This window comes from uncultured Mucilaginibacter sp., from assembly GCF_903893715.1.
Lineage (GTDB): Bacteria > Bacteroidota > Bacteroidia > Sphingobacteriales > Sphingobacteriaceae > Mucilaginibacter.
The window spans coordinates 64,493-89,619 of sequence record NZ_CAITNG010000129.1; the positions used below are offsets into that span (position 1 = coordinate 64,493).

26 protein-coding genes are annotated in these 25,127 nt (G+C 44.0%); 16 read left to right on the top strand and 10 right to left on the bottom strand.

The window, feature by feature from the left end; translation table 11 throughout:
- Window positions 1-36 precede the first annotated feature (36 nt).
- On the bottom strand, window positions 37-384 hold the full coding sequence (locus QZX97_RS14900) for a hypothetical protein (RefSeq protein ID WP_295649605.1): 348 nt from the start codon (window positions 382-384) through the stop codon (window positions 37-39).
- 78 nt (window positions 385-462) lie between these two features.
- Between QZX97_RS14900 and QZX97_RS14905 the strand changes: the two genes are divergently transcribed.
- Together QZX97_RS14905 and QZX97_RS14910 are read left to right on the top strand one after the other, a co-directional pair.
- The gene (locus tag QZX97_RS14905) at window positions 463-1,560 is read left to right on the top strand and encodes a dipeptide epimerase (RefSeq protein WP_295649607.1); all 1,098 of its coding nucleotides are present in this window, start codon (window positions 463-465) and stop codon (window positions 1,558-1,560) included.
- Between the two features lie 27 nt (window positions 1,561-1,587).
- Complete coding sequence (locus QZX97_RS14910) at window positions 1,588-2,187, top strand: CDP-alcohol phosphatidyltransferase family protein (protein ID WP_295649610.1); 600 nt, start codon at window positions 1,588-1,590, stop codon at window positions 2,185-2,187.
- On the opposite strand, the gene QZX97_RS14915 is transcribed toward QZX97_RS14910, so the two are convergent.
- The gene (locus QZX97_RS14915; protein WP_295649612.1) at window positions 2,188-4,008 is read right to left on the bottom strand and encodes an alpha-amylase family glycosyl hydrolase; all 1,821 of its coding nucleotides are present in this window, start codon (window positions 4,006-4,008) and stop codon (window positions 2,188-2,190) included. It abuts the gene before it with no gap.
- Window positions 4,009-4,269: 261 nt separating this feature from the next.
- Here QZX97_RS14915 and QZX97_RS14920 point away from each other — a divergent pair, with 261 nt between their 5' ends.
- The 5 genes from QZX97_RS14920 (at window position 4,270) to QZX97_RS14940 (ending at window position 8,953) form a co-directional block, all read left to right on the top strand.
- Window positions 4,270-5,262, top strand: a complete 993-nt coding sequence (locus tag QZX97_RS14920) for an alpha/beta hydrolase (RefSeq protein ID WP_295649615.1) — start codon at window positions 4,270-4,272, stop codon at window positions 5,260-5,262.
- A gap of 77 nt (window positions 5,263-5,339) precedes the next feature.
- On the top strand, window positions 5,340-5,564 hold the full coding sequence (locus QZX97_RS14925) for a hypothetical protein (RefSeq protein WP_295649618.1): 225 nt from the start codon (window positions 5,340-5,342) through the stop codon (window positions 5,562-5,564).
- On the top strand, window positions 5,564-5,881 hold the full coding sequence (locus QZX97_RS14930) for a type II toxin-antitoxin system PemK/MazF family toxin (protein ID WP_295649621.1): 318 nt from the start codon (window positions 5,564-5,566) through the stop codon (window positions 5,879-5,881). Before QZX97_RS14925 ends, QZX97_RS14930 begins: the two co-directional genes overlap by 1 nt.
- A gap of 27 nt (window positions 5,882-5,908) precedes the next feature.
- Entirely contained in the window at window positions 5,909-6,427 is a 519-nt protein-coding gene (locus QZX97_RS14935) for a GNAT family N-acetyltransferase (RefSeq protein WP_295649625.1), read from the top strand.
- A 234-nt stretch (window positions 6,428-6,661) separates the two neighbouring features.
- On the top strand, window positions 6,662-8,953 hold the full coding sequence (locus QZX97_RS14940; protein WP_295649627.1) for a UvrD-helicase domain-containing protein: 2,292 nt from the start codon (window positions 6,662-6,664) through the stop codon (window positions 8,951-8,953).
- On the opposite strand, the gene QZX97_RS14945 is transcribed toward QZX97_RS14940, so the two are convergent.
- Window positions 8,892-10,040 carry a hypothetical protein gene (locus tag QZX97_RS14945; RefSeq protein WP_295649630.1) on the bottom strand — a complete coding sequence of 383 codons (1,149 nt, stop codon included), beginning with the start codon at window positions 10,038-10,040 and terminating at the stop codon, window positions 8,892-8,894. The two genes, QZX97_RS14940 and QZX97_RS14945, sit on opposite strands and share 62 nt — an antisense overlap.
- A gap of 424 nt (window positions 10,041-10,464) precedes the next feature.
- Window positions 10,465-11,151, bottom strand: coding sequence for a hypothetical protein (locus tag QZX97_RS14950; protein ID WP_295649633.1), 687 nt, complete (start codon window positions 11,149-11,151; stop codon window positions 10,465-10,467).
- Between the two features lie 89 nt (window positions 11,152-11,240).
- Between QZX97_RS14950 and QZX97_RS14955 the strand changes: the two genes are divergently transcribed.
- Entirely contained in the window at window positions 11,241-11,657 is a 417-nt protein-coding gene (locus QZX97_RS14955; RefSeq protein WP_295649636.1) for a hypothetical protein, read from the top strand.
- Between the two features lie 96 nt (window positions 11,658-11,753).
- Here QZX97_RS14955 and QZX97_RS14960 read toward each other — a convergent pair whose 3' ends face one another.
- The 5 genes from QZX97_RS14960 to gatB form a co-directional block, all read right to left on the bottom strand.
- On the bottom strand, window positions 11,754-12,323 hold the full coding sequence (locus QZX97_RS14960) for a uracil-DNA glycosylase family protein (protein WP_295649639.1): 570 nt from the start codon (window positions 12,321-12,323) through the stop codon (window positions 11,754-11,756).
- Window positions 12,324-12,609: 286 nt separating this feature from the next.
- Window positions 12,610-13,329 (bottom strand): RluA family pseudouridine synthase, encoded by a 720-nt coding sequence (locus tag QZX97_RS14965; protein ID WP_295649642.1) that lies wholly within the window; start codon window positions 13,327-13,329, stop codon window positions 12,610-12,612.
- 144 nt (window positions 13,330-13,473) lie between these two features.
- Window positions 13,474-14,163, bottom strand: coding sequence for a response regulator transcription factor (locus QZX97_RS14970; RefSeq protein ID WP_295649645.1), 690 nt, complete (start codon window positions 14,161-14,163; stop codon window positions 13,474-13,476).
- 92 nt (window positions 14,164-14,255) lie between these two features.
- Window positions 14,256-15,395, bottom strand: coding sequence for an AhpC/TSA family protein (locus QZX97_RS14975; RefSeq protein WP_295649647.1), 1,140 nt, complete (start codon window positions 15,393-15,395; stop codon window positions 14,256-14,258).
- On the bottom strand, window positions 15,392-16,864 hold the full coding sequence (gene gatB, locus QZX97_RS14980; RefSeq protein WP_295649650.1) for an Asp-tRNA(Asn)/Glu-tRNA(Gln) amidotransferase subunit GatB: 1,473 nt from the start codon (window positions 16,862-16,864) through the stop codon (window positions 15,392-15,394). Before gatB ends, QZX97_RS14975 begins: the two co-directional genes overlap by 4 nt.
- 136 nt (window positions 16,865-17,000) lie before the next feature.
- Between gatB and QZX97_RS14985 the strand changes: the two genes are divergently transcribed.
- Window positions 17,001-17,594 carry a hypothetical protein gene (locus QZX97_RS14985; protein WP_295649653.1) on the top strand — a complete coding sequence of 198 codons (594 nt, stop codon included), beginning with the start codon at window positions 17,001-17,003 and terminating at the stop codon, window positions 17,592-17,594.
- 80 nt (window positions 17,595-17,674) lie between these two features.
- Here QZX97_RS14985 and alaS read toward each other — a convergent pair whose 3' ends face one another.
- Window positions 17,675-20,344: an alanine--tRNA ligase gene (alaS, locus tag QZX97_RS14990; protein ID WP_295649655.1), complete on the bottom strand. Its 2,670-nt coding sequence runs from the start codon at window positions 20,342-20,344 to the stop codon at window positions 17,675-17,677.
- Window positions 20,345-20,484: 140 nt separating this feature from the next.
- Between alaS and QZX97_RS14995 the strand changes: the two genes are divergently transcribed.
- The 7 genes from QZX97_RS14995 to QZX97_RS19115 all read left to right on the top strand — a co-directional run.
- The gene (locus QZX97_RS14995; RefSeq protein ID WP_295649657.1) at window positions 20,485-20,820 is read left to right on the top strand and encodes a MerR family transcriptional regulator; all 336 of its coding nucleotides are present in this window, start codon (window positions 20,485-20,487) and stop codon (window positions 20,818-20,820) included.
- Window positions 20,821-20,846: 26 nt separating this feature from the next.
- A complete protein-coding gene (locus QZX97_RS15000) occupies window positions 20,847-21,059 on the top strand; it encodes a hypothetical protein (protein WP_295649659.1) in 213 nt (70 codons plus the stop codon).
- Window positions 21,059-21,340 (top strand): type II toxin-antitoxin system YafQ family toxin, encoded by a 282-nt coding sequence (locus QZX97_RS15005; RefSeq protein ID WP_295649662.1) that lies wholly within the window; start codon window positions 21,059-21,061, stop codon window positions 21,338-21,340. Before QZX97_RS15000 ends, QZX97_RS15005 begins: the two co-directional genes overlap by 1 nt.
- Window positions 21,341-21,527: 187 nt before the next feature.
- A complete protein-coding gene (hisG, locus tag QZX97_RS15010; RefSeq protein ID WP_295649664.1) occupies window positions 21,528-22,379 on the top strand; it encodes an ATP phosphoribosyltransferase in 852 nt (283 codons plus the stop codon).
- 72 nt (window positions 22,380-22,451) lie between these two features.
- A complete protein-coding gene (gene hisD, locus QZX97_RS15015; RefSeq protein WP_295649666.1) occupies window positions 22,452-23,735 on the top strand; it encodes a histidinol dehydrogenase in 1,284 nt (427 codons plus the stop codon).
- A 127-nt stretch (window positions 23,736-23,862) separates the two neighbouring features.
- Entirely contained in the window at window positions 23,863-24,909 is a 1,047-nt protein-coding gene (hisC, locus tag QZX97_RS15020) for a histidinol-phosphate transaminase (protein ID WP_295649669.1), read from the top strand.
- A gap of 68 nt (window positions 24,910-24,977) precedes the next feature.
- The coding region (locus QZX97_RS19115) for a transposase (RefSeq protein WP_363152640.1) at window positions 24,978-25,127 on the top strand (150 nt) is incomplete at its 3' end.

Genomic DNA, 25,127 nt, shown 5'->3' on the forward strand with positions numbered 1-25,127 from the left:
AACCCGGGAAGAAGTTTTACCATTTGATGGCTGGAATTACCGTTCAGCCTCCAACCCTATCGACTGCGCCATCAACCACATCCTTTCGAGCCAGGCTTCCAGTTTGTTTTCTTTACCAACCGGGTATTTAATGCTGATGAGCATCTCATGATATTTGGTTGCCGATGCTTCTTTTACAAAGTCATATTCGGCGCTGCGGTTAAGGTAGGTACCAAAATCATAGTTCAACGCTTCTGAGGCATTTTTGATATTGCTCGATGTCCAGTCTTCGGTTTCGTATAAAGCTGCAACTTCGTCGGCCGGTTTATCCATTAAAAAAGCCATTTCATCAACGGATATTTTATAGTTTTCGGCGGTGCTTTTTACCAATTTCCCAAAATGCATAGTCGTATAATTTTGATGTTCTGCTGTTTACGATGAAAAAAAAATAGTTTCAAAAAAGTTTAATCCTATATTTAAGCCATGCGCATTAGCTATACCGATATATACCGCTTTAGTATACCCATGGTGCCGTTTACGATTGCCACGGGTACGATGAACTACGCGCAAAATGTATTTATCCGTGTTTATACCGATGCGGGCATCTATGGTGTGGGCGAGTGTTCGGCTTTCCCGATGATTGTTGGCGAAACACAGGATACCTGTCTGCTGATGGCCCGCGAGTTTGCCGCATTATGGAAGGGTACCAACCCGCTGGATATGGAGGCAAGATTACAACAACTGCACAGTTTTACTGCAGGCAATACCACCATAAAAAGCGCTTTCGATGTGGCACTGTATGATATTGCCGCCAAAAACGCCGGACAGCCTTTGTACCAATACCTTGGCGGGACAAAACGGGTGGTGGAAACCGATATTACGATCGGCATTGGCGAACCCGATGTTATGGCAAAACAGGCACTGGATTTTGTTGCATCAGGAGCTACTATCCTAAAGGTTAAATTGGGTAAAGATGCGCAAACTGACATTGCCCGCGTTAAAGGCATCCGCGAAGCGGTTGGCCCGGACGTGAAGATACGCATCGACGCCAACCAGGGCTGGAGTTTTGATGATGCGGTAATGGCCTTGCAGGGAATGGGGCAATACGATATCGAATTTTGCGAGCAGCCCATGCGTACCTGGTTTGATGATAGCCTGCCCGAACTGCTCCAACTATCCCCTATCAAAATTATGGCCGATGAGAGCGTGTACAACCACCACGATGCCCGCAAGCAGATAAAAAGCCATAGCTGTGATTATATCAATATCAAGTTTTCCAAATCGGGCGGTATAAACGAGGCGATAAAAATACAGGATACCGCCGCGAGTGCCGGAATAGCCTGCATGATGGGCGGTATGCTGGAAAGCCGCATTGCGCTGAGCGCCAAGCTGCACTTTGTTTACGCTAGCCCGAATATCCGTTTTTATGATTTGGACACCTGTATGCTGGGCCATTTGGAAGACCCTTGTGTCGGCGGGGTCAAGTTCGACGGTTACTTTTTAGACATAGTCGATACGCCCGGCATTGGCGCCGATGCAGATGAGGTATTTTTGGAGAAATGTGAAAAGTGGGTGATTTAACTTTACTATACACAACATTAAATTTCCATGAAAAAAATCCCTGTCGCACTCATTTATTCCAGAATATTGCTTGGTTTGGCTATCGTTCCAATCGCCTATTACAGGATAACACACTTCCGTACAATAATTATAGGACTGATACTGCTCGGCCTGTTAACAGATATTTTTGATGGGATAATTGCCCGGCAATTGAACGTTGCGACGGACAGGCTGCGTAGGATGGATTCAAACGTGGATACGTTTTTTTGGCTGGCTGTTGCCGCCGCCTGTTATATCATCAGCCCGGCCTTTTTTAAAACCAACTTTATTGCCATTTGTATATTGATAGGGCTTGAAGTTGGGTGTTATGCTGTAAGTTTTATCAGATTCAGAAAAGATGTGGCAGTGCATGCCTTATCTTCCAAACTATGGGCGCTGATACTTTTTTTCACCTTAACACAAGTCATAGCCACAGATCATTCGGTCATCCTGTTCGGTATTACCTTCTATTGGGGCATTATATCAAAACTCGAAACTATAGCAATCCTGCTGCTCCTGAAAAAATGGGAAAGCGATATCCCATCGGTTTTCCATGCCATAAAAATAAAGAACAACAAGCCTATAAAAAGACACAAACTATTTAACTGACTATTCCCTATCCTGCGATAAAATGATTGCCGAATATGGCGCAATAGCGATATTGGCGTTAAAAGGCATACCATCGCACTCGCCTTGAACGGCCTCGGTGTCTAAGGTTTCAAAATCGCCAAAATCTTTATCATAGCCATCCCAGTCGCTGTTAAAACGTATTTTCCACAAACCGGGCTCGGCAAAACCAATGCGATAGTCTGTATATCCATTGTCCGAAAAATTGAGGATGACCAGTGTAACATCGCCCTTTACCACATTTTGGAAACGGTTGTATGCGATGATTTTCTTTTCGTTATCTACTCGGATAACATGGGTATTTTGTCCGGATAAGCCTTCGGTGTTGTTGTTATAATTCAAACGCAGTTTTATGAGGTCGCGGTGCAGTTTTACAAAGCCATTGAATTTCTTCACACGTTTCCAATCAATCGGGTCGGTATCCGAAAACCATTTATCCTCCAATAACTCGTGCCCTTGAAATATCATCGGTATGCCCGGCGCTGTCAGTACCATCGCTATACCTAACGAGGCACGTTTTTTTGAGTACCAGTTGTTCACATCGCTGCTTGCAATTTCTTCTGCCACGCGCGACTTTCCATTGGCCACTTCATCGTGGCTTTCGGTATATATCACCCGTTTAAAGGCGTTGCCGCTGTACTGGCGCATCAGCGCGGCCAATATCGAATCCATATTGCGGTCCTGATCAAATTGCGCTATAAGCGCCGCCCGCACCGGGTGCACAAAATCGGCATCCCATTGCGCGCCAAAGCCTAAGCCTTCATACGTATCCAAGCCATTGGTTACCGAATCCAAACGGTGCAGGTCTTCGGCTATCGTAATTTTCCAGGGGAATTTTGCCGCCACTTCCCCGTTTATCCATTGCAACAAAGTCAAACCATCGCTTAAAACGCTGCCTTCGCTTTCATCGCCATGCACATTGCGCATGTAAACAATCATATCCATCCGCAAACCATCCACCCGGTATTCTTCGAGCCACATCAAAGCGTTGTCCCTGATGTATTGGCGTACTTCGGGCCGGCCGTAATCCGGTCGGGTATCGCCCCAGGGGGTTTCCGATTTCCAATCGTTATAAAAATAGATACCGCCTTTGCCATTCTCGCTCCAACTATCAAACTGCCACAGGTCCATATCTGTAGGCCCGAAGTGGTTATATACCACATCCAATAAAACGGCTATCCCCTGTTCATGCGCGGCTTTAACAAATGCTTTAAAAGCATCGGGACCGCCATATTCGCTTTCGATGGCGAAAGGGTATGACGGGTTATATCCCCACGAAAAGCCGCCGGGGAACTCGAAGGGCGGCATAATTTCAACGGCATTGATGCCGAGGTCTTTCAGGTATGGGAGCTTTTCTATCGCACTGTAAAAATCGCCGGGGTTGCCTTTTGTTTTTACATTAAAGGTGCCTATATGCAATTCGTATATCACCAGCTTGTTCCAGGTGGGCATATCGAATTGCGCGCTGCCCCAATCAAAAGAGGTATTGTTGTAAACAATAGAATTACCTACCGAATTGGTCAACGCCCGTGCATAAGGGTCGTTGCGTAACAGCTCTCCCGATGGTGTTTTTAACACATATTTATATTCGTCGCCATCCTTGGCATGTTCTACAAAACCGGCCCAGTAGCCGTTATCTTCGTGCACCATTTGGTGCGTATATTGTTCCCAGTTACTAAAATTGCCGGTAACAAAAACACTTTCGGCATGGGGTGCCCATACCCTAAAATGTACGCCTTTGGGTTGCAACACGGCGCCCATGCCTTCTATTTTGGTTTGGGCCGCTATATTCTGATCGTTCATGGTTAATAAAGCTTATATATGCCTAAAAGCACAATAAGGCAACAAATGTTTTAGCTGCAATACATTATTTTATAAAGTCTTCAACCAAAAAACATACTTAAAATACGTTTAGAAGACCTTTCATGCACAAAATGAAGACTTTACATTATTAGCAGTGTGTAATATGATTGTCATATAAAAACACAATTACGATAATTAAATAACCTACGGTTAAACCTTCCGTATTAAGTATAGTTAAAGCTATATCTACTCCGGCTACCTATGCGTAAGTATTTACTTTTTGCGTTGTGCATCGCATTCATTGCCTGCATTTCTGTTTTGGGATGCAGTAAAGGTGATATAGCCACCTACGCAGGATACGTTTGCCCGACAAACCGTTTTACTACACAAACTTTTACATTTACCAGTACTACCGTAACTTTCGGGCAGGCACCCGACTATACCGGGAAAAATCAAACCCTTCAAATGCTCATCAACCAACCTGCATCCGACACGTTGGCCCGCAGGCCACTCATTATATACTGCCATGGCGGGGGTTTTACCGGCGGCACACGCAGCGATGCCTGGCCCAATAAATTTTGTCAAAGCTTTACTAAAATGGGCTATGTTACGGCCAGTATAGATTACCGTTTGGGTATTGGCCCCAATGGAGATGCTGATGTGATAGCAGCCCAGGTGCGCGCCGTTCAGGATGCCAAAGCAGCTGTACGCTACTTTAAACAAACTGCTGTTGAACAGGGTAACCCTTACCGTATAGATACCGCACAGATATTTATTGCCGGCGAATCTTCGGGCGCTATTATCGCTTTGCAAATGGGGTTTTTAAACAATGTAGCCGAATTTTCGGCTGCGGGAGACCATACGTTGTTGAGCAACCTTGGCGGACTTGAAGGTAGTACCAACACCGCACCTTACTCATCCAAAATTACCGGGGTCATCGGCCTGTCGGGGGCCATATTGGATATCGATTGGATAAACAACCCTGTGCCGCTTATCATGGTACATGGCTCGAAAGATGCCAGTATCCCCTACCATTCGGGTGTGGTAAGTCCTTTTACCACGACTATGCTTTACGGCAGTTACCTGATCGATTCGGCAGCCACCAGTCAAAGTTTCAACTCCAAGTTTTACACTTTTAAAGGCGCGGGCGCTACACCTTATGTTACATCAAACACTTATGCCGATAGCACCATCAATTTTGTGTCGAAGCAGCTGTATTCGCTGATTGATTGCGAACGGCTGGGGCAGCATTAGGCTAAGTATTGTCCCACTTGATAGTCTAAATCAAAATAATTAATTTTACTTTGATTTATCTTAATTCCAATTTACAGATGACAAAGGAAGCAATAATTGAAAAAACCGTCCGTCTGCTGGATGGACTCGCACCTGACAAGGTACAAGAGATAGCTGATTTTGTAGAATACATTTCTATCAAACAAGATGAATCTGAACTTCAATCGGGCATACAATATCTTGTTTCCAATTCTGATACATTTAGTTTTTTGAATGACGATGAAGACATTTATTCGTTAAACGATTTGAAAGAAAAGTTTTAATGACTAAGGGCGATATTCTGCTAATACCCTTTCCTTTTACCGACCTAACGGGCATGAAACTAAGACCAGCTTTGGTTTTAGCAGAAACAAATACTGATTATACCGTTGCATTCATCACAACCCAACTTCACTGGCAGGAAGTTACAGATACACTTATTGAACCCGACCTGTTAAACGGAATCAAGAGACCGTCCCTCATCAGGCTCAGTAAAATTGCGACTATTGAGAAAACGCTCGCAGCCGGATTATTGGGACATATCGGTGATGATGTCAAAACACAAATCAACAACAACCTGCGGAAAATTTTTGACCTTTAGACGAAAGCTTATTTTTTGATTATTTATATGCATATCCGTAACGTAAGCCTGGCAGATGCCGATACGCTTTTAAACTTCAGCAAAAAGACTTTTTTTGATGCCTTTGCGCAGCAGAATACTGCCGAGAATATGGCTATTTATACAGCGCAAGCTTTCACCATCGAACAAATGGAGCGCGAACTGATCGATCCTGAGTCGGAGTTTTATTTTGTGGAGGATGAGGGTGTTTTGGTTGGTTATATCAAATTGAATTTCGGAAGTGCCCAGGCCGAGTTCCAGGAACAGGAAGGTGTAGAAATCTCGCGGATATATGTATCGGCGGGGCATCAAAACAAAAACATCGGCGGCTTATTGATCAATCATGCCGCGAGTATCGCGCAAAGCCGTGCGCTCAACTATATCTGGCTGGGCGTTTGGGAAAGCAATACCCGCGCTATCCGTTTTTACCAACGCAATGGGTTTGAAGCTTTCCAAACCCATTATTTTATGCTGGGGAATGATAAGCAGACTGATGTGTTGATGAGGCGGTTTGTTCATGGCTCATAGGTCATCGCCGATTTTTTTAGGCCACTAAGGCACGGAGACACTAAAAAACTTAGCGCCTTCGCGGCTTTGCGTGAACATCTTTCAGAAATTGACCGGCTTCGTGTCTTTGTGCCTTCGTGGCAACACAACCCTTTTCCACATCCCGTAAAAAATGTGTAATACTCCATGCGCTATACGCTATGCCCTTTGCGGGCAAAACGCTAATTTCGTCCACATAGAAAAGAGGAGCAGATTTTGGATTATTTACAGGGATTAAACCCATCGCAACGTGAGGCGGTATTACAAACCGAAGGGCCAGTGATGATCATCGCGGGCGCGGGTTCGGGCAAAACACGGGTTATTACATATAGGGTGGCGCATTTGATACATAAGGGCGTCGACTCGTTCAACATACTGGTACTTACCTTTACCAACAAGGCCGCCCGCGAAATGCGCGAGCGTATTATGCATGCCGCAGGCCCCGAGGCCAAAAACATCTGGATGGGTACCTTCCACTCCGTGTTTGCCAAATTACTGCGCGTGGAGGCCGATAAGATAGGTTATCCCAACAACTTTACCATTTACGATACCGACGACAGCAAAAGCGTGCTGCGCGCCATCGTAAAGGAAATGAACCTCGATGATAAGCTGTACAATATCAATTTTGTGTTGAACCGCATATCTGCATCAAAAAATAACCTGATCAGCTGGCAGGAATATCAAAGCAATGATGGCATACAGGCCGACGATTTTTCGAGCGGACGTGGCATGCTGGGCAAAATTTTTGAAAACTATGTGAACCGCTGCTTCCGCGCCGGGGCGATGGATTTTGATGACCTGCTGTACAAAACCAACGAACTGCTGAAACTGCACCCCGATGTGCTGTACAAATACCAGAACAAGTTTAAATACCTGATGGTGGACGAGTATCAGGATACCAACTTTTCGCAATACCTTATCGTGAAGAAACTGGCCTCGATAAACGAGAATATTTGTGTGGTGGGCGATGACGCGCAGAGTATCTATGCCTTTCGCGGGGCGAACATCCAGAACATATTGAATTTTGAGAAGGATTATCCTGACCTGAAAGTGTTTAAGCTGGAGCAAAACTACCGCTCCACGCAGAACATTGTGAACGTGGCCAACAGCATCATATCCAACAATAAAGAGCAGCTAAAAAAGAACGTTTACAGCGAGAAAGAACAGGGCGACAAGATAAAGATACTGCGTGCCTTCAGCGATAACGAGGAAGGTAAGATGACGGCCGAATCGATCATGCAGGAGCGTGCCAATAAGGGCATGAACTGGCACGATTTCGCGATACTATACCGCACCAACGCGCAATCCCGCTCTATGGAGGAAGGTTTGCGCAAGCTCAATATCCCTTACAAAATATACGGGGGCCTGTCATTTTATCAACGTAAGGAAATAAAGGACCTGATCGCCTACTTCCGGCTCACGTTTAACCCGAGTGATGAAGAAGCCTTGAAACGGGTGATCAACTATCCAAAACGCGGTATTGGCGATACGACGGTGGACAGGATCATTATCACCGCCGGTGAAAAAGACAAGACCGTTTGGGAGATCATGGCCGACGGTCAACAATACCTTGACGGACGCATTAACGCCCTGATATATCCCTTTGTAACGATGATACAGAGCTTCCAGGTGATCACCAAAAGCCTTAACGCCTATGATGCCGCCCTGCACATCGCGCAGCACAGCGGCTTGTTAAAAGACCTGTACGAGGACAAAAGCGTAGAGGGCCTGAACCGCTACGAAAACATACAGGAACTGCTGAATGGTATAAAAGAGTTTAGCGAGCGCGAGGACATTGAAGAAAAAGGCTTAGATGTTTTTATGCAGGACATTGCCCTGCTCACCAACGACGATAACGACAAGAACAAGGATGCCGATACGGTATCGCTAATGACGATACACTCGAGCAAGGGCCTCGAATTTCCGCATGTGTATGTGGTGGGTTTGGAAGAGAATTTGTTCCCTTCGCAAATGAGTTTGAACTCGCGCAGCGACCTAGAAGAGGAACGGCGCCTGTTTTACGTGGCCGTTACCCGTGCCGAAAGCAAGCTTACCATCAGTTATGCCACATCGCGGTTTAAGTTTGGTACGCTGATCAGTTGCGAACCGAGCCGCTTTTTGGATGAGATAGACGCGCAATATTTGGAGCTTGATTTTACCGCCAAAAAACAGCCTACCGGCAACCCGTTTTTTGACGATGAGCGCAGCGAATGGGCCAGCAAGGATGCATTCAGCAAACCTAAACCCGCCATCGCGCCAAAGGGTGCCGCGGCACCCAGGCCCAAAACAACCTCCATCCTCGCGAAAGCGCATGTGCCCTCGGCGGGCTTCGCGCCAAGCGATACCAGCAACCTGCAGGTGGGCATGGAAGTGGAGCACGAGCGTTTTGGCTATGGCAAAGTGGTGAGCATGGATACCAAACCCGATTTAAAAGCCACCATATTTTTTAAAGAGGTTGGGCAAAAACAGTTGTTGCTGAAGTTTGCGAAGTTGAGGATTGTGGGTTAGACATAGCACTTTCTATATTGATAAACTTATTCCAATCCAAATAATGCGGGTATACACCGTTGGTTTCAGTCAAAGAATTTACAAGTTCATCTATTGAAGTTTCATTGTTTCTAAAGGCAACCATAGCTCCCAAAAGTTGGGTTGTACTCATCAAACAATGCTCTCTATTTGAAGAGAACTTTAACATTTGATTTGGAAACACATCCTCTGTCCTATCTTGTAAAGGCTTGTCTTTAAATGCATTTACAATTAATATTGCCTTTGGTTTAAAATCCATTTCTAAATGAAACTCACTACTCCATTTTTCCAACTGTGCTGCGTTTTTTTCTGCGGCAGATTTAGTCAATCCCTTTATTTCAATTACAAAATATTGCTCCAAGTATTTTAATCGCAAATCGTCACGGCCTTCTTTTGTTTCAAGTATTTCAAATCCAATTTCCTCCAAACAACTTCTAACTATTAACTCTAAATCTTTACCTCCGCTCGATAAAAGGGTTTTAAACTCTTTAATACTTAGAAGTTTATTGTCTATATTTCTAACATTTGCTTCTATTTTAGCTATTTCCTCAGTTAATTTGATTCTATCATTAATTAGGTCTCTTTCATTAAAAACATGATAATTATTCAACCATACAGGTCCGGTTTTTATTATCACATCGTCGGTTTCAATCACAGACATACATTTTTCCAAATCATAAAGAAAAGTATTTCGTTCAACTTTAAGTAAACCACGATTTATTGATTGATCAATTTCCGGAATAAATAAAATACCCCTTTCATAAAATGAAATACATTTGTCAATTTCTTTGACTTTCGCGATGACATTTTGGGGCTTAGTATCTACATACGATTTATAACTCAAGTATTTCTTTTGCCTTAAAAAAAAGTCCTTGAATGGTGACTCTAGTATATCGTAATTCCTCCCCGTGTATTTAACTGTTTTGTATGAAAAGAAAGGACAAAAATCTTCAATACTTGTATTCTTGACAAGTTGATTGATTTTCTTGGGCGCCGGAATAATAATAACTAACTTTTTTCCATGATTTAAATAAATCTTCAACTCATCAAAATGTTCGTTTGCACTCATCCTCGAAATTACTGATTACCACAATCGACTCTGGGGTTTCCGTATTGGTTACTCCGAATTGTCGAATAATGTGATGCAAATCCATTATAATAAGGTCATAGTCAAAAAAGCTTGAATGACCACGGAAATCTATTTGTTCAATATCAACAAGAATCGCCCCTATTTGTCCTATAACCATTTAAATAGAATTTTCAAACAAATATATCATTAATGTGGTATGGCATTTGCCACCATTTGCGCTAAGCAGAATTGCAAACTCTGAATAATGTTAACTTAATAGTTAGACACGAGCGCAAAAAAGAGCGTATTGCCTAACTATTTTTTAGGGTTTGACCCAGGACCAGGCTTCGCCACATTTATTTTTAAAATATTAGTGGGTGGTTTTACTTGGTTACTTTTTACATCTACTTTGACGTAATTTAACTTAACTAACTCCTTTTTCATTTTTTTCCGGTTCTATTAAATTTGCTTGTTCTATTATTACTTTGTCTTTAGGTAAACTGATATATATTTTCGGTATTTCATATAATTCTTTATATTCTTCATCTTTAAAATACCGATAAACTGTAACTTCATTTAACACCAGTTCTTTAAAATCTTCTGATTCAGAAAATGCTTGAACAGATCCAAGATAAACTAATTCATTAGGAATGTCTTTAACATATACCCATGATAAGCAGTTTTCATTTAGAAAATTGGAATAAAGATTTTCGTCGCCGTATTTGTTTGAAATCCCTAATTTAAAAGCGTATTTATTCAATAGATTATGGTGACTTATTTTAACGCTAATTAGCCCTATAAACGTAGCAGCCAAACTTGCTAACATTATTTCGTTGTAAGGAATTATATTACTGTTATTTAAGTCCTTAAACGCATGTATCGTCTCATATTCTAATTTATATTTTGCGAACAAATTATTAACAAAAATATACAGGTAGTATAATGTCTGAATCGTTAAATAGGAAACGACTCCTTCAGTAATAGCAATCAAAACAAACATAAAATCAGACCTTTCTTTATGCCTAACTGTCAGCCTCCTATATAACAAAGCTGCTAATAAACCAGGGAATAAAAGAACAATTAATTTTAATGCTAAATTTGAAATGTTCATTGTGTAAAGTTACACAAAATCTAAAAAAATTAGTATTGATTTTTCTAACATTATATATTTTTTTAAACATTAACAAATCCAACCCCATCATGACCATCACCGAGCACCTCAACCAGCAAGATCCTACCCGCCTGCCTTTGTTGCAGCAGCTGCATGCGGCCATTTTAAAGAACGACCCCAGCGTTGAACCTGTTGTGGGCAGCATGATGGGCAAGCAGATGATATTGTATAATGACCGTGGCCATATGAAATACGCGCTGGCGAGTGTGAAAGATTATATGAGCCTGCACGTGCTGCCCATGTATATGAACGCACCGATGCATCAAAAATATGAAGCCTTGCTGCCCAACGCCAAAATACAGAAAGGCTGTATAAATTTTAAAGACGGCGGGGAAATGCCCCTGACTGTTGCTACCGCCCTGATAACAGATTGCGCGCCGATAGATCTGATCAAAATCAGGCAGGATTATTTGGATGCGAAGAAGAAAAAGCCGAAAAAAGCTTGAAGCAGAAAGCTGAAAGTTACGGAGCTTTTTTCTGCTGTTCGTAGTTGCTTACCAACTATTATGCCTGTAGTCGGCAACTACAGTGAGACCGCATAATTACATCACATCAATTACTATTTGTTTTAACAGCGGTACTACGTCTGTTTCGAACCAGGGGTTCTTTTTTTGCCATATTTTGTTACGGGGCGATGGGTGTACCAGCGGCAAAAAGTTGGGCAAATGATGGTTGAAGTTACGCACGGTTTCGGTAAGGTTGGTTTTGCTGTTTGTTTTGAGGTAATAGTTTTGAGCGTATTGGCCGATAAGGATGGTGAGCTTAATATCGGGCATGCAGGCAAACAATTTTTGGTGCCATAGCGGCGCACATTCGGGTCGGGGTGGCATATCGCCCGAGGTGCCCTTGCCGGGGTAGCAAAAACCCATCGGCACTAAAGCAAAAATAGCCTCGTTGTAAAACTGCTCTTTGGTAACACCCAGCCAACGGCGCAGTTCGTTGCCGCTCACATCGTCCCAAGGGATGCCGCTGTTTTGTACCTTTTGGCCGGGGGCCTGTCCGATGATGGCAATCCTGGCACCCTTGCCGGCCTGCACAACAGGTCGTGGCGGGTTGGGCAGAAATGACTGGCAAACAGTGCAGGCCCTGATGTCGGTAAGTAGCTTTTCCATTTGATGATTAAATGTAGGGTAATTTATCTACAATTTGCTTTTCCCGTCAATTTTCGCGATATTGTATGGATTGCAGGCTAAGGAGTCAATAGCCGGGACACAAAAGAAATGTTCTTTGAAAATATACCCATAAATACCCATAGCGATGGACGACAAAGGATGTAAAATGGAATTGAAAAATTCGACATTGAACATTCGAACTCCGAAATAAAAAACAGCACCCATATTTACCCATAATGAACATCCGGTAAATCGGTGTAATCAAATAAAAATCAGTGAAATCCCGCTACGAATCAAACTTATCCAATAGCTTTAACAGGGTATCAAAATCCTTGGGGTATGGGGCGTGTATGGTTACTTCGGTGTCTTCGTTGGTTTTGAAGGTAACCTCATAAGCATGCAGGGCAAAGCGCTTCATAATGGGCAGTTCTTCCTGATCTTTACCGATGCGGTAGCCGCGTTTGATCTCTGATAGGAAAACAGGCTTACCTTTGTACATCTCGTCGCCGGCGATGGAGGCGCGTTGGGTGGCCAGGTGGATGCGGATCTGGTGCATGCGGCCGGTTACAGGGCGACACTCCACCAAAGTATAGTGTCTGTAGTATTTAAGCGATTGGAAATGGGTTTCGGCCTTTTTGCCTTCCTGGCGGCTGATGGTTACATTGCCTTTACCAACGTTAAGGATGGGCAGGTCAATTTGCAAATCCTCGAACACATGGGTGCCTTCGATAACAGCGTGGTATATCTTTTTAACCTTGCGCCGCTCAAACTGCATCGACACAAAGCGGTAGGCTTCGGGGTTTTTGGCAATAATGAGTGCACCAGAGGTCTCTTTGTCGAGGCGGTGGCATATCTGTGCATCGGGCGAGTAAGCCTTGGCTAAACGCAGCATATTCACTTCGCCGCCTTCACGTTCGTCGAGCGAACTGACAAAGGGCGGTTTGTTTACAACGATGATATCAGGATCTTCGAACAGGATAAGATCGCGGAAATTGGGTATTTTCATTCTGCCGCAAATATCGCAAGAAATAAATGAAAAGTCATCCCGAACTTGTTTCGGGACCTCACTCGCTAAGCTGCAAGCTGACTTATCGTTCGTTTATCGTTCTGATGGGGTGCCGAAACAAGTTCGGCATGACCGTTTGTGCAATTAATGTAGTTCGAACTTATATCCTACGCCCTTAACGGTGGAAACATAAGTTTCGCCCAGTTTCTCACGTAGTTTACGGATGTGCACGTCGATGGTGCGGTTGGTAACCACCACGCTGTCTTCCCAAATGTTCTTTAAAATGATTTCGCGGGTATATACTTTTCCGGGTTTTGATGCCAATAGGTATAGCAGTTCAAATTCCTTTTTGGCCAGCACAACCTTGTTACCGCCCTGGAATACCAGATAAGCTTCACGGTCAATCACCAGGTCGCCTATTTCGAGTTTGTTGTCTGATACTTCTTCGGTTGGTGAGTTGCGGCGCAGGATGGCGTTTATACGGCTCACCAAGGCACGGGGCTTAATGGGTTTGGCTATGTAATCGTCGGCGCCAACGTTAAAGCCGGCAATTTCGGAGTACTCTTCGCTGCGGGCCGTCAAAAAAACCATGAAGGTATTTTTAAACTCGGGCATAGTGCGCATAATACGACAGGCTTCTATCCCGTCCATCTTAGGCATCATAATGTCGAGGATAATAAGGTCGGGAAGTGCTTTTTTTGCTTCGGAAACAGCTTCCTGACCGTTGCTGGCCGTATAAACCTGATAGCCTTCTTTTTTTAAGTTGTATTCGATCAGCTCTAAAATATCCGGTTCATCATCAACGATCAGGATTTTTTGCTTCGAAATGCTCATAGGTTATTTTTTCCGTAAATGTATAAGCTTAAAGGTACTAAAACATTACCCCAATATTAACAAATTGTTAATAGTTACATTAACTTAACTTACTAATGAGACTTATTGAACGTTTTGTTTAAAAAATCTTCAAGTTCGGTGCCTGCTATATTTTTTGCGATGATAACACCTTGTGGGTCAATAATAAAATTGGAAGGGATGGCTTCCACCTTGTACAGCTTCACCGTAGGCCCGTCAAAACGTTTAAACTCGGCAGCGTGGCGCCAGGTTAAATGGTCAGTGGCCACGGCGGCCAACCAGGGCTTCCGGTCCTCGTCAAGGCTGATGCCTAAAATATTGAGGCCTTTATCTTTATACTTTGCATAAGCCTTAACAACATTAGGGTTTTCCTGGCGGCAAGGCGCACACCATGATGCCCAAAAGTCGAGCATCACGTACTTACCTTTATAGTCGGATAGTTTAACAGGCTTATTGTCCGAGTCGATAAGTACAAAGTCGGGGGCCGCATGGCCAATAGAAACCGGCTTTATTGAGGCCATATCCTTAACAAATGCCTCAATCGCCGGATTGCCCTTAAACGTAACTTTGATCGAATCGGCGTATGCCACCAATTGTTGTTCGTATTTTATTCTGTCGAGCGTTATGGCGGCATAAAATGCAGTCAACGAGTTTGTATTCTCGTTCACAAATTTGAGTGTTGCTTTGCTGGCGTCGTCAATGTTTTTATTGAATTTAGGTAGATACATCGCAAGTATCGCGTTGGAATCGGCTTTATTTTTTGCCTCTTTTATCTTTTCGGTATAAGCATGGTTTATTGAGCCGGTTATATACGAATAATGATTGCTGGTTTTTTGCCATTCTTTCATCTTCTCCGAGTCGTCGGAGCCGGTGACGATATAGTCGGCTGTTGTATCTTTGCCATCGAGCTTTATATTGATGTCGTCGCCGTTTTTGGCAATAAGGTTTATAGGGAAGCCGCCTAACAGCACTTCGTAAAGTTGCGGGTATGCAGATTGGCGTTTGAAGGAAAACTCGCCGTCGGTCAATGATACGGAGTCTATCATGGTCATACCACCAACTTGGGTGGAGTCGGTTTTATACAGATATGCCGTTTTTGTTTTACCTGCATTTTCCATTTTGCCTTTTATAAAAAAGGCATTTTTGTCTTTGCAACCGCTAAAGGCAATTGCTAACAATGATACGATAACAAGGATAGAAAATTTTGTTCTCATCGGGATGCTTCCAATATTTCGATTAATAGCTGATTGGTTTTTTTGGGGTCGATTTTGCCTTTCGATAGTTTCATGATATCGCCCATAAACAAGCCTAAAACGCCTTTTTTACCGTTATGGTATTCTTTTACCTTATCGGGATGTTTGGCCAGCGCGGCTTTTATAAACGAAGTTACGTCGGTGCCATCCTCATCAATCAGCAGGTTCAGTTCTTCAGCAATACGGCCCGCAGTTTGATGGGGTTGCCCCACCAATGCAGGAAATACTTTTTGTGCCGCCACCGAATTGCTCACCTTACCACTGTCAACCAATGCGATAAGTCCGGCCAGTTGCACCGGCGATAGCTTGAAATCTTTGACGCCGACACCGTTTTCATTTAAGTACGATTTTACCGCCCCCATCAGCCAGTTAGCTGCCGATTTATAGTTGGAAGTTTCCCTGATCAATGCCTCAAAATACTGCACCACGTCCTTATCGGCAGTAATTACCGAGGCGTCATAAGCCGATAGGTCCAATTGGTCGATATATTTATGGTACAACTCTTTGGGCAAAGCGGGCATAGCCTTGCGGATATCATCAACATAAGTTTCGGTCAATACAATTGGTGGTAAATCGGGGTCGGGGAAATAACGGTAATCGTTCGCCATTTCTTTGGAGCGCAGTACGGATGTTTCACCTGTATTGGCATCAAAATCAAGCGTGTTCTGGTCGATAGTGCCGCCGCCCTCAATTACTTCCACCTGACGGGCAAATTCGTGCTCAATAGCGCGCTGCACGTTGCGTATCGAGTTTAAGTTCTTTACCTCGCAACGGTTGCCTAATTTGGTGGAGCCTTTTAAACGCACCGATATGTTGGCATCGCAACGCATACTGCCTTCTTCCATATTGCCATCGCAAATATCGAGATAGCGTACTAATTTACGCAGTTCGGTGAGGTACTGCTGTGCTTCTTCGGCACTTTTCAGGTCGGGTTCCGATACAACCTCCAGCAATGGCACCCCTGCCCTGTTCAGGTCGATGAGCGATTGGGTATGGTCCTGGTCGTGCATGCTTTTGCCGGCATCATCTTCCATGTGGATGTGGTGTATGGCGATATTCCTGACTTCGCCGCTTTTAAGGCGCACCTCAACAGTGCCGCCGATACATATCGGTTCGGTATCCTGACTTATCTGATAACCTTTGGGCAGGTCGGCATAAAAGTAGTTTTTGCGCGAAAAATGATTGTTCAGGTTAATTTTGCTGCCCAATGCCAAACCTAACCTAACCGCATACTCAACCACTTTGGCATTGGTACGTGGCAAGGTGCCCGGGTGCCCAAGCGAAACGGGGCTGATATGCGTATTTGGCCCGCCGCCAAAAGCAGCTGAGTCGGCCGAGAAGATTTTGGTGTTTGTTGAAAGCTGTACGTGTACTTCTAAGCCTACAACCAATTCATATTTATCAATGTTCGCAAGTACGGTATTTGTCATTTCTAATCGGCTAAGGGCTTGTATTTAGCCCATAAGCGGTGCCAAATATAAGCTTATTCCCATTTATCGGTATAGGCAAAATATATTTCGGTACAATAATTGACTAACTATTGCAAATAACTAAATTTTAAATCTTATGAAAAAGTATTCTATTGTGTTGCTCGCTATCGGTTTTTTAATGATGGCCGGAGTAAGCAAAACTAAAGCGCAATTCAGCATCAGCTTAAATATAGGCTCGCAACCTACCTGGGGGCCTGTTGGCTACGACCACGCCGATTATTATTACATGCCGGATATTGAAAGCTATTACAATGTTTCCAACCACCAGTTTATTTATATGAGTAACGGCCGTTGGGTATTTTCGGCAAGTTTACCACCGCGTTACGCCAATTATGACCTATATTCAGGATATAAGGTTGTTGTAAACAGGCCACGCCCCTACTTAAATTTCCAACAGGACAGGGTTCAATACGGTAGATACAGAGGATATCGCGGTCATCAAACCATCATCCGCGACTCGCATGATGACAGGTATCGCGGAAACCATGACGGAAACCATGAGTTCCGTGGCGGAGACAACCATGGCAACCAGGGACGGGGAAATGGTAACCACGGCGATCAAGGACGTGGAAACGACCATCATGACAATGGCCGCGGAAACGGTGGCGATAACCACGGTGGCGGCGACCATGGAAATGGTGGAGGCTATCACGGTCACGGCGATCATTAACCCTTGTTTATGAAATACAAAAGCCCGACCCTGATGTACAGGGCCGGGCTTTTTGCGTTATTAATGAGCAATTGATTTGACTATACGATAAAGCCCTTAGCTTTATCCAGAGCCTTTTGCAAACCTGCAACATCTTTACCACCAGCCGTTGCATAAAAAGGTTGGCCACCGCCACCGCCGCCAATCTCTTTAGCCAATTCTCGGATGATTTTGCCGGCATCCATACCTTTGTCTTTTACCAAATTCTCCGACAACATCACCGTAAGGCTTGGTTTACCGTCAATTTCGGCAGCCAGCACCAGGTACATATCAGTTACGATATCCTTGAGGCTATAAGCCAAATTCTTTATCGCATCGGCATTGGGCAAGTCCACCTTTTGGGCGATGAAGTTGATGCCGTTTATATGCTCGGCTTTTTGAGCTAAGCCATCTTTTAACCCGGATGCTTTCTCCATGACCGATTTCTCGATTTCTTTTTTCAGTTGGTTATTTTCCTCCAGCAGGCTTTCAATACCTTTCGAAATATCTTTCGGGTTGTTCAGCAAGGCTTTCAACTCCTGTATCAGTTTGCTTTGGGCATTGATATAGTTTTGCGCGGCAATACCTGTAATGGCTTCGATACGGCGAACGCCGGCAGCTACGGCGCTTTCGGAAATGATTTTGAAGAAACCTACCTGCCCTGTTGATACCACGTGCGTACCACCACAAAGCTCCTTGCTAAAGGCCATATCCATTATCACCACACGTACAACATCACCATATTTTTCGCCAAAAAGGGCGTTGGCGCCCATCAATAAAGCTTCCTCTTTGGGTACTTCGCGAATCTCAACATCAATATTGGCGCGTATCTTTTCGTTTACCAAGGCTTCAATCTGAGCAATTTCTTCATCGCTTACCTTGCTGAAGTGCGAGAAATCGAAACGCAAATACTCATCGTTCACTAATGAGCCTTTTTGGTTGACATGACTGCCTAACACCTGTTTTAAGGCGGCATGCAACAAGTGCGTAGCCGAGTGGTTGCTATTGGTGCTGATGCGTTTTTGTTTATCAACAATAGCAGTGAGCGCGTCCCTCAGCTCTTTTTGCTCGGGCATTTCGTCCACAAAGTGCACAATCAGGCCGTTTTCCTTTTTGGTATCCGTTACCTCAATCACTTCCCCATCCGGGAAAACCAGTTCGCCGGTATCGCCTACCTGCCCGCCGCTTTCGGCATAAAAAGGGGTTTTATCCAGTACAATTTGGTTCTGCTCTTTGCCTTTGGCCTTTACCTTGCGGTATTTTATTATACGGGCAACCGTTTCTGTTTCGGTATACCCGGTAAACTCAACGCTCTCCTCGTCTTTCAAAATCACCCAATCGCCGGTATCAATGGCGGTAGCGGCGCGGGAGCGGTTTTTTTGTTGTTGGAGGGCGGCTTCATAGCCTTCGATATCGACAGTCAGCCCTTTTTCGCGCGCCATTAATTCGGTTAAATCGATTGGGAAACCAAATGTGTCCGATAATTCAAAGGCGGTCGCACCGTCAACGACGAGGTCAAACGGGCCAATGTTTTGCGCCTCAATCATATCGGGTTTATTGTATGTATTAATACCAGCAACAAATAAATTAAATTTTGCGATACCATTCCCAAGTGTCCTTAGAAAAGCAGTTTCTTCTTCCAAAACCACCTTTTGAACAAAAGCTTTTTGGTTCACCAGTTCTTCAAATACACCATCAAACTGATTCGCCAACAAAGGCACCAATTGGTTTAAAAACGGTTCCTTGAAATTCAAATATTGATAAGAATACCTTACCGCACGGCGTAAAATACGGCGGATAACGTAACCTGCTTTGTTGTTTGAAGGCAACTGTCCATCCGCAATAGCGAAACTGATTGCACGGATATGGTCGGCCATTACACACATCGCAATATCGGTCTTTTCTTCCTTCCCGTAAGGAACACCACTTTTCTCGGCAATAAACTGTATCAACGGCATAAACACATCCGTATCATAATTTGAGCGTTTGCCCTGTATTACACGCACCAAACGTTCAAAGCCCATGCCGGTATCCACATGTTTGGCAGGCAGTGGCTGCAGGCTACCATCCTTTAGGCGGTTAAACTGCATAAACACGTTGTTCCAGATCTCTATCACCTGATCGCTGTCGCCATTTACCAGGGTTTCGCCTTTTATTTGTTTCCGTTCCGCATCCGGGCGGCTATCATAATGTATTTCAGTGCAGGGGCCGCAGGGGCCGGTTTCGCCCATTTCCCAAAAGTTATCTTTTTTATTGCCTTTTACAATATGGTCGGCGGCTACGTATTGTTTCCACAGGTCGAGCGTTTCGGTATCGGCGGCCAGGCCTTCTTTTTCGTCTCCTTCAAAGTAGGATACATAAAGGCGGTCCTTATCTAATTTATACACTTCGGTCAACAGTTCCCAGCTCCAGGCAATGGCTTCTTTCTTAAAATAGTCGCCAAAGCTCCAGTTGCCCAGCATCTCGAACATAGTATGGTGATAGGTATCGATACCTACTTCCTCCAAGTCGTTATGCTTGCCCGATACGCGCAGACAGCGTTGGGTATCGGCCACACGGCTATTCACTACAGGCGCTTCTCCCAAAAATATATCCTTAAACTGGTTCATGCCCGCGTTGGTAAACATCAGTGTAGGGTCGTTTTTAACTACGATAGGTGCCGAGGGGACGATAACATGTCCTTTGGAAGCAAAAAAATCTAAAAAAGCCTGGCGAATTTCCTGAGCTGTCATGTGGATGTATATGTGGGTACAAAGATAGTTTTTCGTTGGAAAGTCCGAAGTCTTGAGTCTGAAGTCTTAAGTCAAAAGTTATTTGAAATATTTTTAGGCTAATGACTAAAGACTTAGGTCTAAAGACTTAAATTTGCCCTATGCCTTACAAAGAACGCGAGATATCCAAAATGTACTACAGCATGGGCGAGGTTGCGGCCATGTTTGATGTGAACCAGAGTTTATTGCGGTTTTACGAAAAGGAGTTCGACATACTGCAACCCAAAAAGAACAAAAAGGGCAACCGTTACTTTACCCCAGAGGATATTGAGAACCTGAAGATCATCTTTAACCTTATTAACGACAAAGGTTATACCCTACAAGGCGCCAAGGATTATTTAAAGCAAAACCTGAACGTTACTAAAGACAACCAAAGCATTATTGCCTCGCTGGAAAGTATCAAGAGCTTTTTACTTGAAGTACGGGATCAGATGTAGAAGCTAAAAATTATTTATATTTGTTTATGGAAACGCTGATTATAAATATACCGGAAAAGAAGAGTGCGTTGGTTAAACAACTCCTAAAAGAATTAGGGGTAACTATTGATTCTGCATCAAAAACAAAAAAATCAAAAACACCTAACACTTTAACTAAGCAAACTATAGAAGATGCCCGCAATGGCAAAGGATTAAGTGACCCAATTACGGATGTTGCTTCGTTTGTCAAATCCATATAATGTTTACCTTAATACCCACTAACCAGTTTAAAAAAGATCTTAAGACCCTTAAAAAGCGCGCTATTAAGAACGAAGGGCTTATTATTGATTTCTTAACTATTCTGGCGAACGATGGCGCTAAAGGGATTGATAAAAAGCATCGGCCGCATAAACTTTCAGGTAATTATAAAGATAATTGGGAAGCCCATATCAAACCCGATATGCTGATAATTTGGTTTGAGATTACTGCGAAAGATGAAATAATACTGATTAGAGCCGGCTCACATGCTGATCTTTTTTAGCATTCAAATATGCGATATTTTGAAATTTCCAACATATCCCTATCTTTGCCTCAACTTACCTCCGGTAAATGAAAGGTTTTAACATACATCAAAGGCATCTGCATCATCGTACAAAGTAACGATCGCATATCTGTATGTTAATTTTTAATAACCTGTTCATCTGTTTACTACCCTTAATACCAAATTTGTGAAAACACTTAAAATAGCGATCCAGAAATCTGGCCGTTTGAATGAAAAGTCTGTTGAACTGCTTAAAAACTGCGGTTTAAATTTCGAAAACTATAAAAGCTCGCTCATATCGCCGGTATCCAATTTCCCTTTGGAGATTTTGTTCCTGCGTGATGACGACATCCCCGAATATGTGCAAGACGGCATTGCCGACTTGGGCATTGTTGGCGAGAACATGATCGAGGAGACCGAAGTTGATGTAAACTACCTGCAACGTTTAGGTTTTGGAAAATGCACGCTAAAGATAGCCGTACCCAACAACAGTGATATTTTACAACTGTCGGATCTGGAAGGCAAAGCCATCGCTACCTCCTATCCCGCTATTTTGGCCAAGTTTTTGGCCGACAACAACATCAAATCGGATATCCGCATGATTTCCGGTTCGGTGGAGATTTCGCCGGGTTTGGGTTTGAGCGATGCGATATTTGATATTGTATCCACAGGCGGTACGCTGAAAAGCAACGGGCTGAAACCGTTTGCCGATGTAATGAAATCTGAAGCGATACTGATCGGCAACAAAAATCTGGAAAATCAGGATTTGATAACCGAACTTATTGAGCGCATACAATCGGTACTGCGTGCCAAAGAAACAAAGTATGTGGTATTGAATGTAGCCAAGGAAAATCTTTCCAAAGTGGTGGAATTGCTGCCGGGGGTAAAAAGCCCATCGGTAGTACCATTAGCCGAACCAGATTGGGTAGCTGTTCATACCGTAATACAGGAACGCGATTTTTGGGAAAAAATAAGCAAATTAAAACAAGCCGGCGCGCAAGGTATTGTGGTAATGCCGATTGAGAAGATAATAGTTTAAGTTGCAGGTTATGGGTTGCGAGTTACGGGTTCTGCCTTAACTCACAACCCACAACACGAAACTCACAACAAAATGAAAGCATATAAGTATAACGACTTAACTACTGCAGAACTCAAACAACTGGTTCAACGCAATGTTGACCCGGCGAATGAGATTCGGGCTGTTGTGGAAGATGTGATCGCTAACGTACGCAAGCATGGCGATAAGGCTTTGGTGGATTATGCAGAGAAGTTTGATAAGGTTACGTTAACCAAGCTTTATTTGGATAAGGCAGAGCTTGCAGAGCTGGCCACTACCCTGTTGCCGGAGCAAAAGCAGGCACTACAGACCGCTTACGATAACATCAAAAAATTTCACGAGGCGCAATTAAAAACCGAGGACGAGGTGGAAACCATGCCCGGCGTTACCTGCTGGCGCGAGTTGAGGCCGATTGAAAAAGTTGGCCTGTATATCCCGGGTGGTACGGCGGTTTTACCGAGTACTTTTTTGATGCTGGGGATACCGGCGCGTATTGCGGGCTGTCACGAGATCGTGGTGTGTTCGCCACCGCAAAAAGATGGTAAGGTGAATGCCTTTGTCGCCTATGTGGCTCAATTGCTGGGCATCGAACGCATTTACCTTGCGGGAGGTTCGCAGGCTATGGCTGCTATGGCGTATGGTACGGAGAGCATCCCTGCTGTGGACAAGATATTCGGTCCGGGGAACCAATACGTAACCAAGGCTAAGACCATTATCCAATCGACGACCACCTGTGCCATTGATATGCCTGCCGGGCCTTCGGAAGTGTTGGTGATAGCTGACGATACCGCTAATCCAGAGTTCGTGGCTGCAGATTTACTCGCACAAGCTGAACATGGTATTGACAGCCAATCTATTTTGGTAGCGACATCACAAACCGTTATTGATAAGACCATTGAGGCTTTAAATAAACAACTCCTTGTTTTACCAAGGGCCGAGATCGCCGCCAAGGCTGTAGCCAATTCGTACACCGTTTTGGTGGATGACCTGAAACAGGCTATGACTTTTAGCAACCTGTACGCGCCGGAGCACTTGATATTGGCGACAGAGAACTGGAACCAGATAACAAGCGATATCATCAACGCTGGATCGGTATTCTTAGGGAATTTAACTCCTGAAAGTGTAGGCGACTATGCCTCGGGCACCAACCACACTTTGCCCACCAGCGCTTATGCAAGGGCCTATTCGGGTGTATCGGTGGATTCGTTTGTAAAGAAGATCACTTTCCAGCATATTACGCCCGATGGTATTCAGAACATCGGGCCTATAGTGGAGATATTGGCGGAAGCTGAGGGGTTGCATGCGCACAAGAACGCTGTGAGCCTCCGCATGAAATAATAATAAATACCGTCATTGCGAGCGATAGCGAAGCAACCTCTATACATGCAAATCGAGGATGCCTATCGGAGACCTGTCACGCAGAGGTTGCTTCCTTCCTCGCAATGACGTTTTAAATACAATTGATATGTTTAGTGTAAACGACATTATAAGAGAAAACATTAAAACGCTAAAACCTTACTCATCCGCGCGGGATGAGTTTAAGGGCGAGGCAAGCGTATATTTGGACGCCAACGAAAATGCTTTTGGCTCACCATTGGACGCGCAATACAACCGTTATCCCGACCCGATGCAATTTGCGGTTAAAAAGCGGCTGAGCGAAATAAAGGGTGTTCCTGTGCCCAATATATTTTTAGGCAACGGCAGCGACGAGGCCATTGATATCCTGTTCCGCAGCTTTTGCGAGCCGGGTGTTGATAATGTGATATTGGTACCCCCAACTTATGGCATGTACGAGGTTTCGGCCAATATCAACAATGTGGCCATCAAACGAGTGCCGCTAACAGCAGATTACCAACTGAACCTGGAAGGTATTGCCGAAGCGATTGACGGGCATACCAAAATGATATTTGTTTGCTCGCCTAATAACCCGACGGGTAACTCGATGGAGCGCTCGGATGTGGAGACGCTTCTCGCCAATTTTAACGGCTTGGTGGTTGTTGATGAGGCTTATATCAACTTTAGCCGCCAAAAAACCTTTATACAGGAGTTGACCGAATACGCCAATCTGGTGATATTACAAACCCTCTCAAAAGCATGGGGGTTAGCCGGTTTACGCCTGGGTATGGCATTTGCCAGCGAAGAAATTATCGAAGTGATGAACAAGGTAAAGCCGCCTTACAATGTTAACGAGGCGACTCAACAACTGGTTTTACAAGCCCTGCAAAATGTTGAACAGGTAAACGAATGGATAAAACAAACACTGATAGAACGCGATAAACTGGTTTTAGGTTTAAAAGACCTTGACTTTGTGTTGGATATTTACCCATCCGATGCCAATTTCATCTTAGCCAAAACAACAGACGCCAAAGCCATTTATAACCACCTGGTAGCACTTGGCATTATCGTGCGCGACCGCTCGAAAGTGGAATTATGCGAGGGCTGTTTGCGGATTACTGTGGGTACGCCTGAAGAAAATTTGGTTTTGATTGAAGCAGTAAAAACCTTTAAATGAAAAACACACCCCTTGCCCCTCTCAAGAGAGTAATAGCCCATGAATAGACATTTAATTTTTGTATATTTATGCAAATTAATGTAAGTGAAGTATTTACGAGATTTTCAACTCAGGAAGCCTGTATTGGATATCTGGAAGGATTAAGGTGGCAACACGAGCCCGAATGCCCGTATTGCAAGGGTAAGCAAAGTAGCCAGCGGAAAGACACGTACCGCCAT

Bases quoted from the DNA above. Each gene is read 5' to 3' on its own strand.
- QZX97_RS14900 (WP_295649605.1), bottom strand. From the start codon at position 384: ATGCATTTTGGGAAATTGGTAAAAAGCACCGCCGAAAACTATAAAATA.
- QZX97_RS14905 (WP_295649607.1), top strand. From the start codon at position 463: ATGCGCATTAGCTATACCGATATATACCGCTTTAGTATACCCATGGTG.
- QZX97_RS14910 (WP_295649610.1), top strand. From the start codon at position 1,588: ATGAAAAAAATCCCTGTCGCACTCATTTATTCCAGAATATTGCTTGGT.
- QZX97_RS14915 (WP_295649612.1), bottom strand. From the start codon at position 4,008: ATGAACGATCAGAATATAGCGGCCCAAACCAAAATAGAAGGCATGGGC.
- QZX97_RS14920 (WP_295649615.1), top strand. From the start codon at position 4,270: ATGCGTAAGTATTTACTTTTTGCGTTGTGCATCGCATTCATTGCCTGC.
- QZX97_RS14925 (WP_295649618.1), top strand. From the start codon at position 5,340: ATGACAAAGGAAGCAATAATTGAAAAAACCGTCCGTCTGCTGGATGGA.
- QZX97_RS14930 (WP_295649621.1), top strand. From the start codon at position 5,564: ATGACTAAGGGCGATATTCTGCTAATACCCTTTCCTTTTACCGACCTA.
- QZX97_RS14935 (WP_295649625.1), top strand. From the start codon at position 5,909: ATGCATATCCGTAACGTAAGCCTGGCAGATGCCGATACGCTTTTAAAC.
- QZX97_RS14945 (WP_295649630.1), bottom strand. From the start codon at position 10,040: ATGAGTGCAAACGAACATTTTGATGAGTTGAAGATTTATTTAAATCAT.
- QZX97_RS14950 (WP_295649633.1), bottom strand. From the start codon at position 11,151: ATGAACATTTCAAATTTAGCATTAAAATTAATTGTTCTTTTATTCCCT.
- QZX97_RS14955 (WP_295649636.1), top strand. From the start codon at position 11,241: ATGACCATCACCGAGCACCTCAACCAGCAAGATCCTACCCGCCTGCCT.
- QZX97_RS14960 (WP_295649639.1), bottom strand. From the start codon at position 12,323: ATGGAAAAGCTACTTACCGACATCAGGGCCTGCACTGTTTGCCAGTCA.
- QZX97_RS14965 (WP_295649642.1), bottom strand. From the start codon at position 13,329: ATGAAAATACCCAATTTCCGCGATCTTATCCTGTTCGAAGATCCTGAT.
- QZX97_RS14970 (WP_295649645.1), bottom strand. From the start codon at position 14,163: ATGAGCATTTCGAAGCAAAAAATCCTGATCGTTGATGATGAACCGGAT.
- QZX97_RS14975 (WP_295649647.1), bottom strand. From the start codon at position 15,395: ATGAGAACAAAATTTTCTATCCTTGTTATCGTATCATTGTTAGCAATT.
- gatB (WP_295649650.1), bottom strand. From the start codon at position 16,864: ATGACAAATACCGTACTTGCGAACATTGATAAATATGAATTGGTTGTA.
- QZX97_RS14985 (WP_295649653.1), top strand. From the start codon at position 17,001: ATGAAAAAGTATTCTATTGTGTTGCTCGCTATCGGTTTTTTAATGATG.
- alaS (WP_295649655.1), bottom strand. From the start codon at position 20,344: ATGACAGCTCAGGAAATTCGCCAGGCTTTTTTAGATTTTTTTGCTTCC.
- QZX97_RS14995 (WP_295649657.1), top strand. From the start codon at position 20,485: ATGCCTTACAAAGAACGCGAGATATCCAAAATGTACTACAGCATGGGC.
- QZX97_RS15000 (WP_295649659.1), top strand. From the start codon at position 20,847: ATGGAAACGCTGATTATAAATATACCGGAAAAGAAGAGTGCGTTGGTT.
- QZX97_RS15005 (WP_295649662.1), top strand. From the start codon at position 21,059: ATGTTTACCTTAATACCCACTAACCAGTTTAAAAAAGATCTTAAGACC.
- hisD (WP_295649666.1), top strand. From the start codon at position 22,452: ATGAAAGCATATAAGTATAACGACTTAACTACTGCAGAACTCAAACAA.
- hisC (WP_295649669.1), top strand. From the start codon at position 23,863: ATGTTTAGTGTAAACGACATTATAAGAGAAAACATTAAAACGCTAAAA.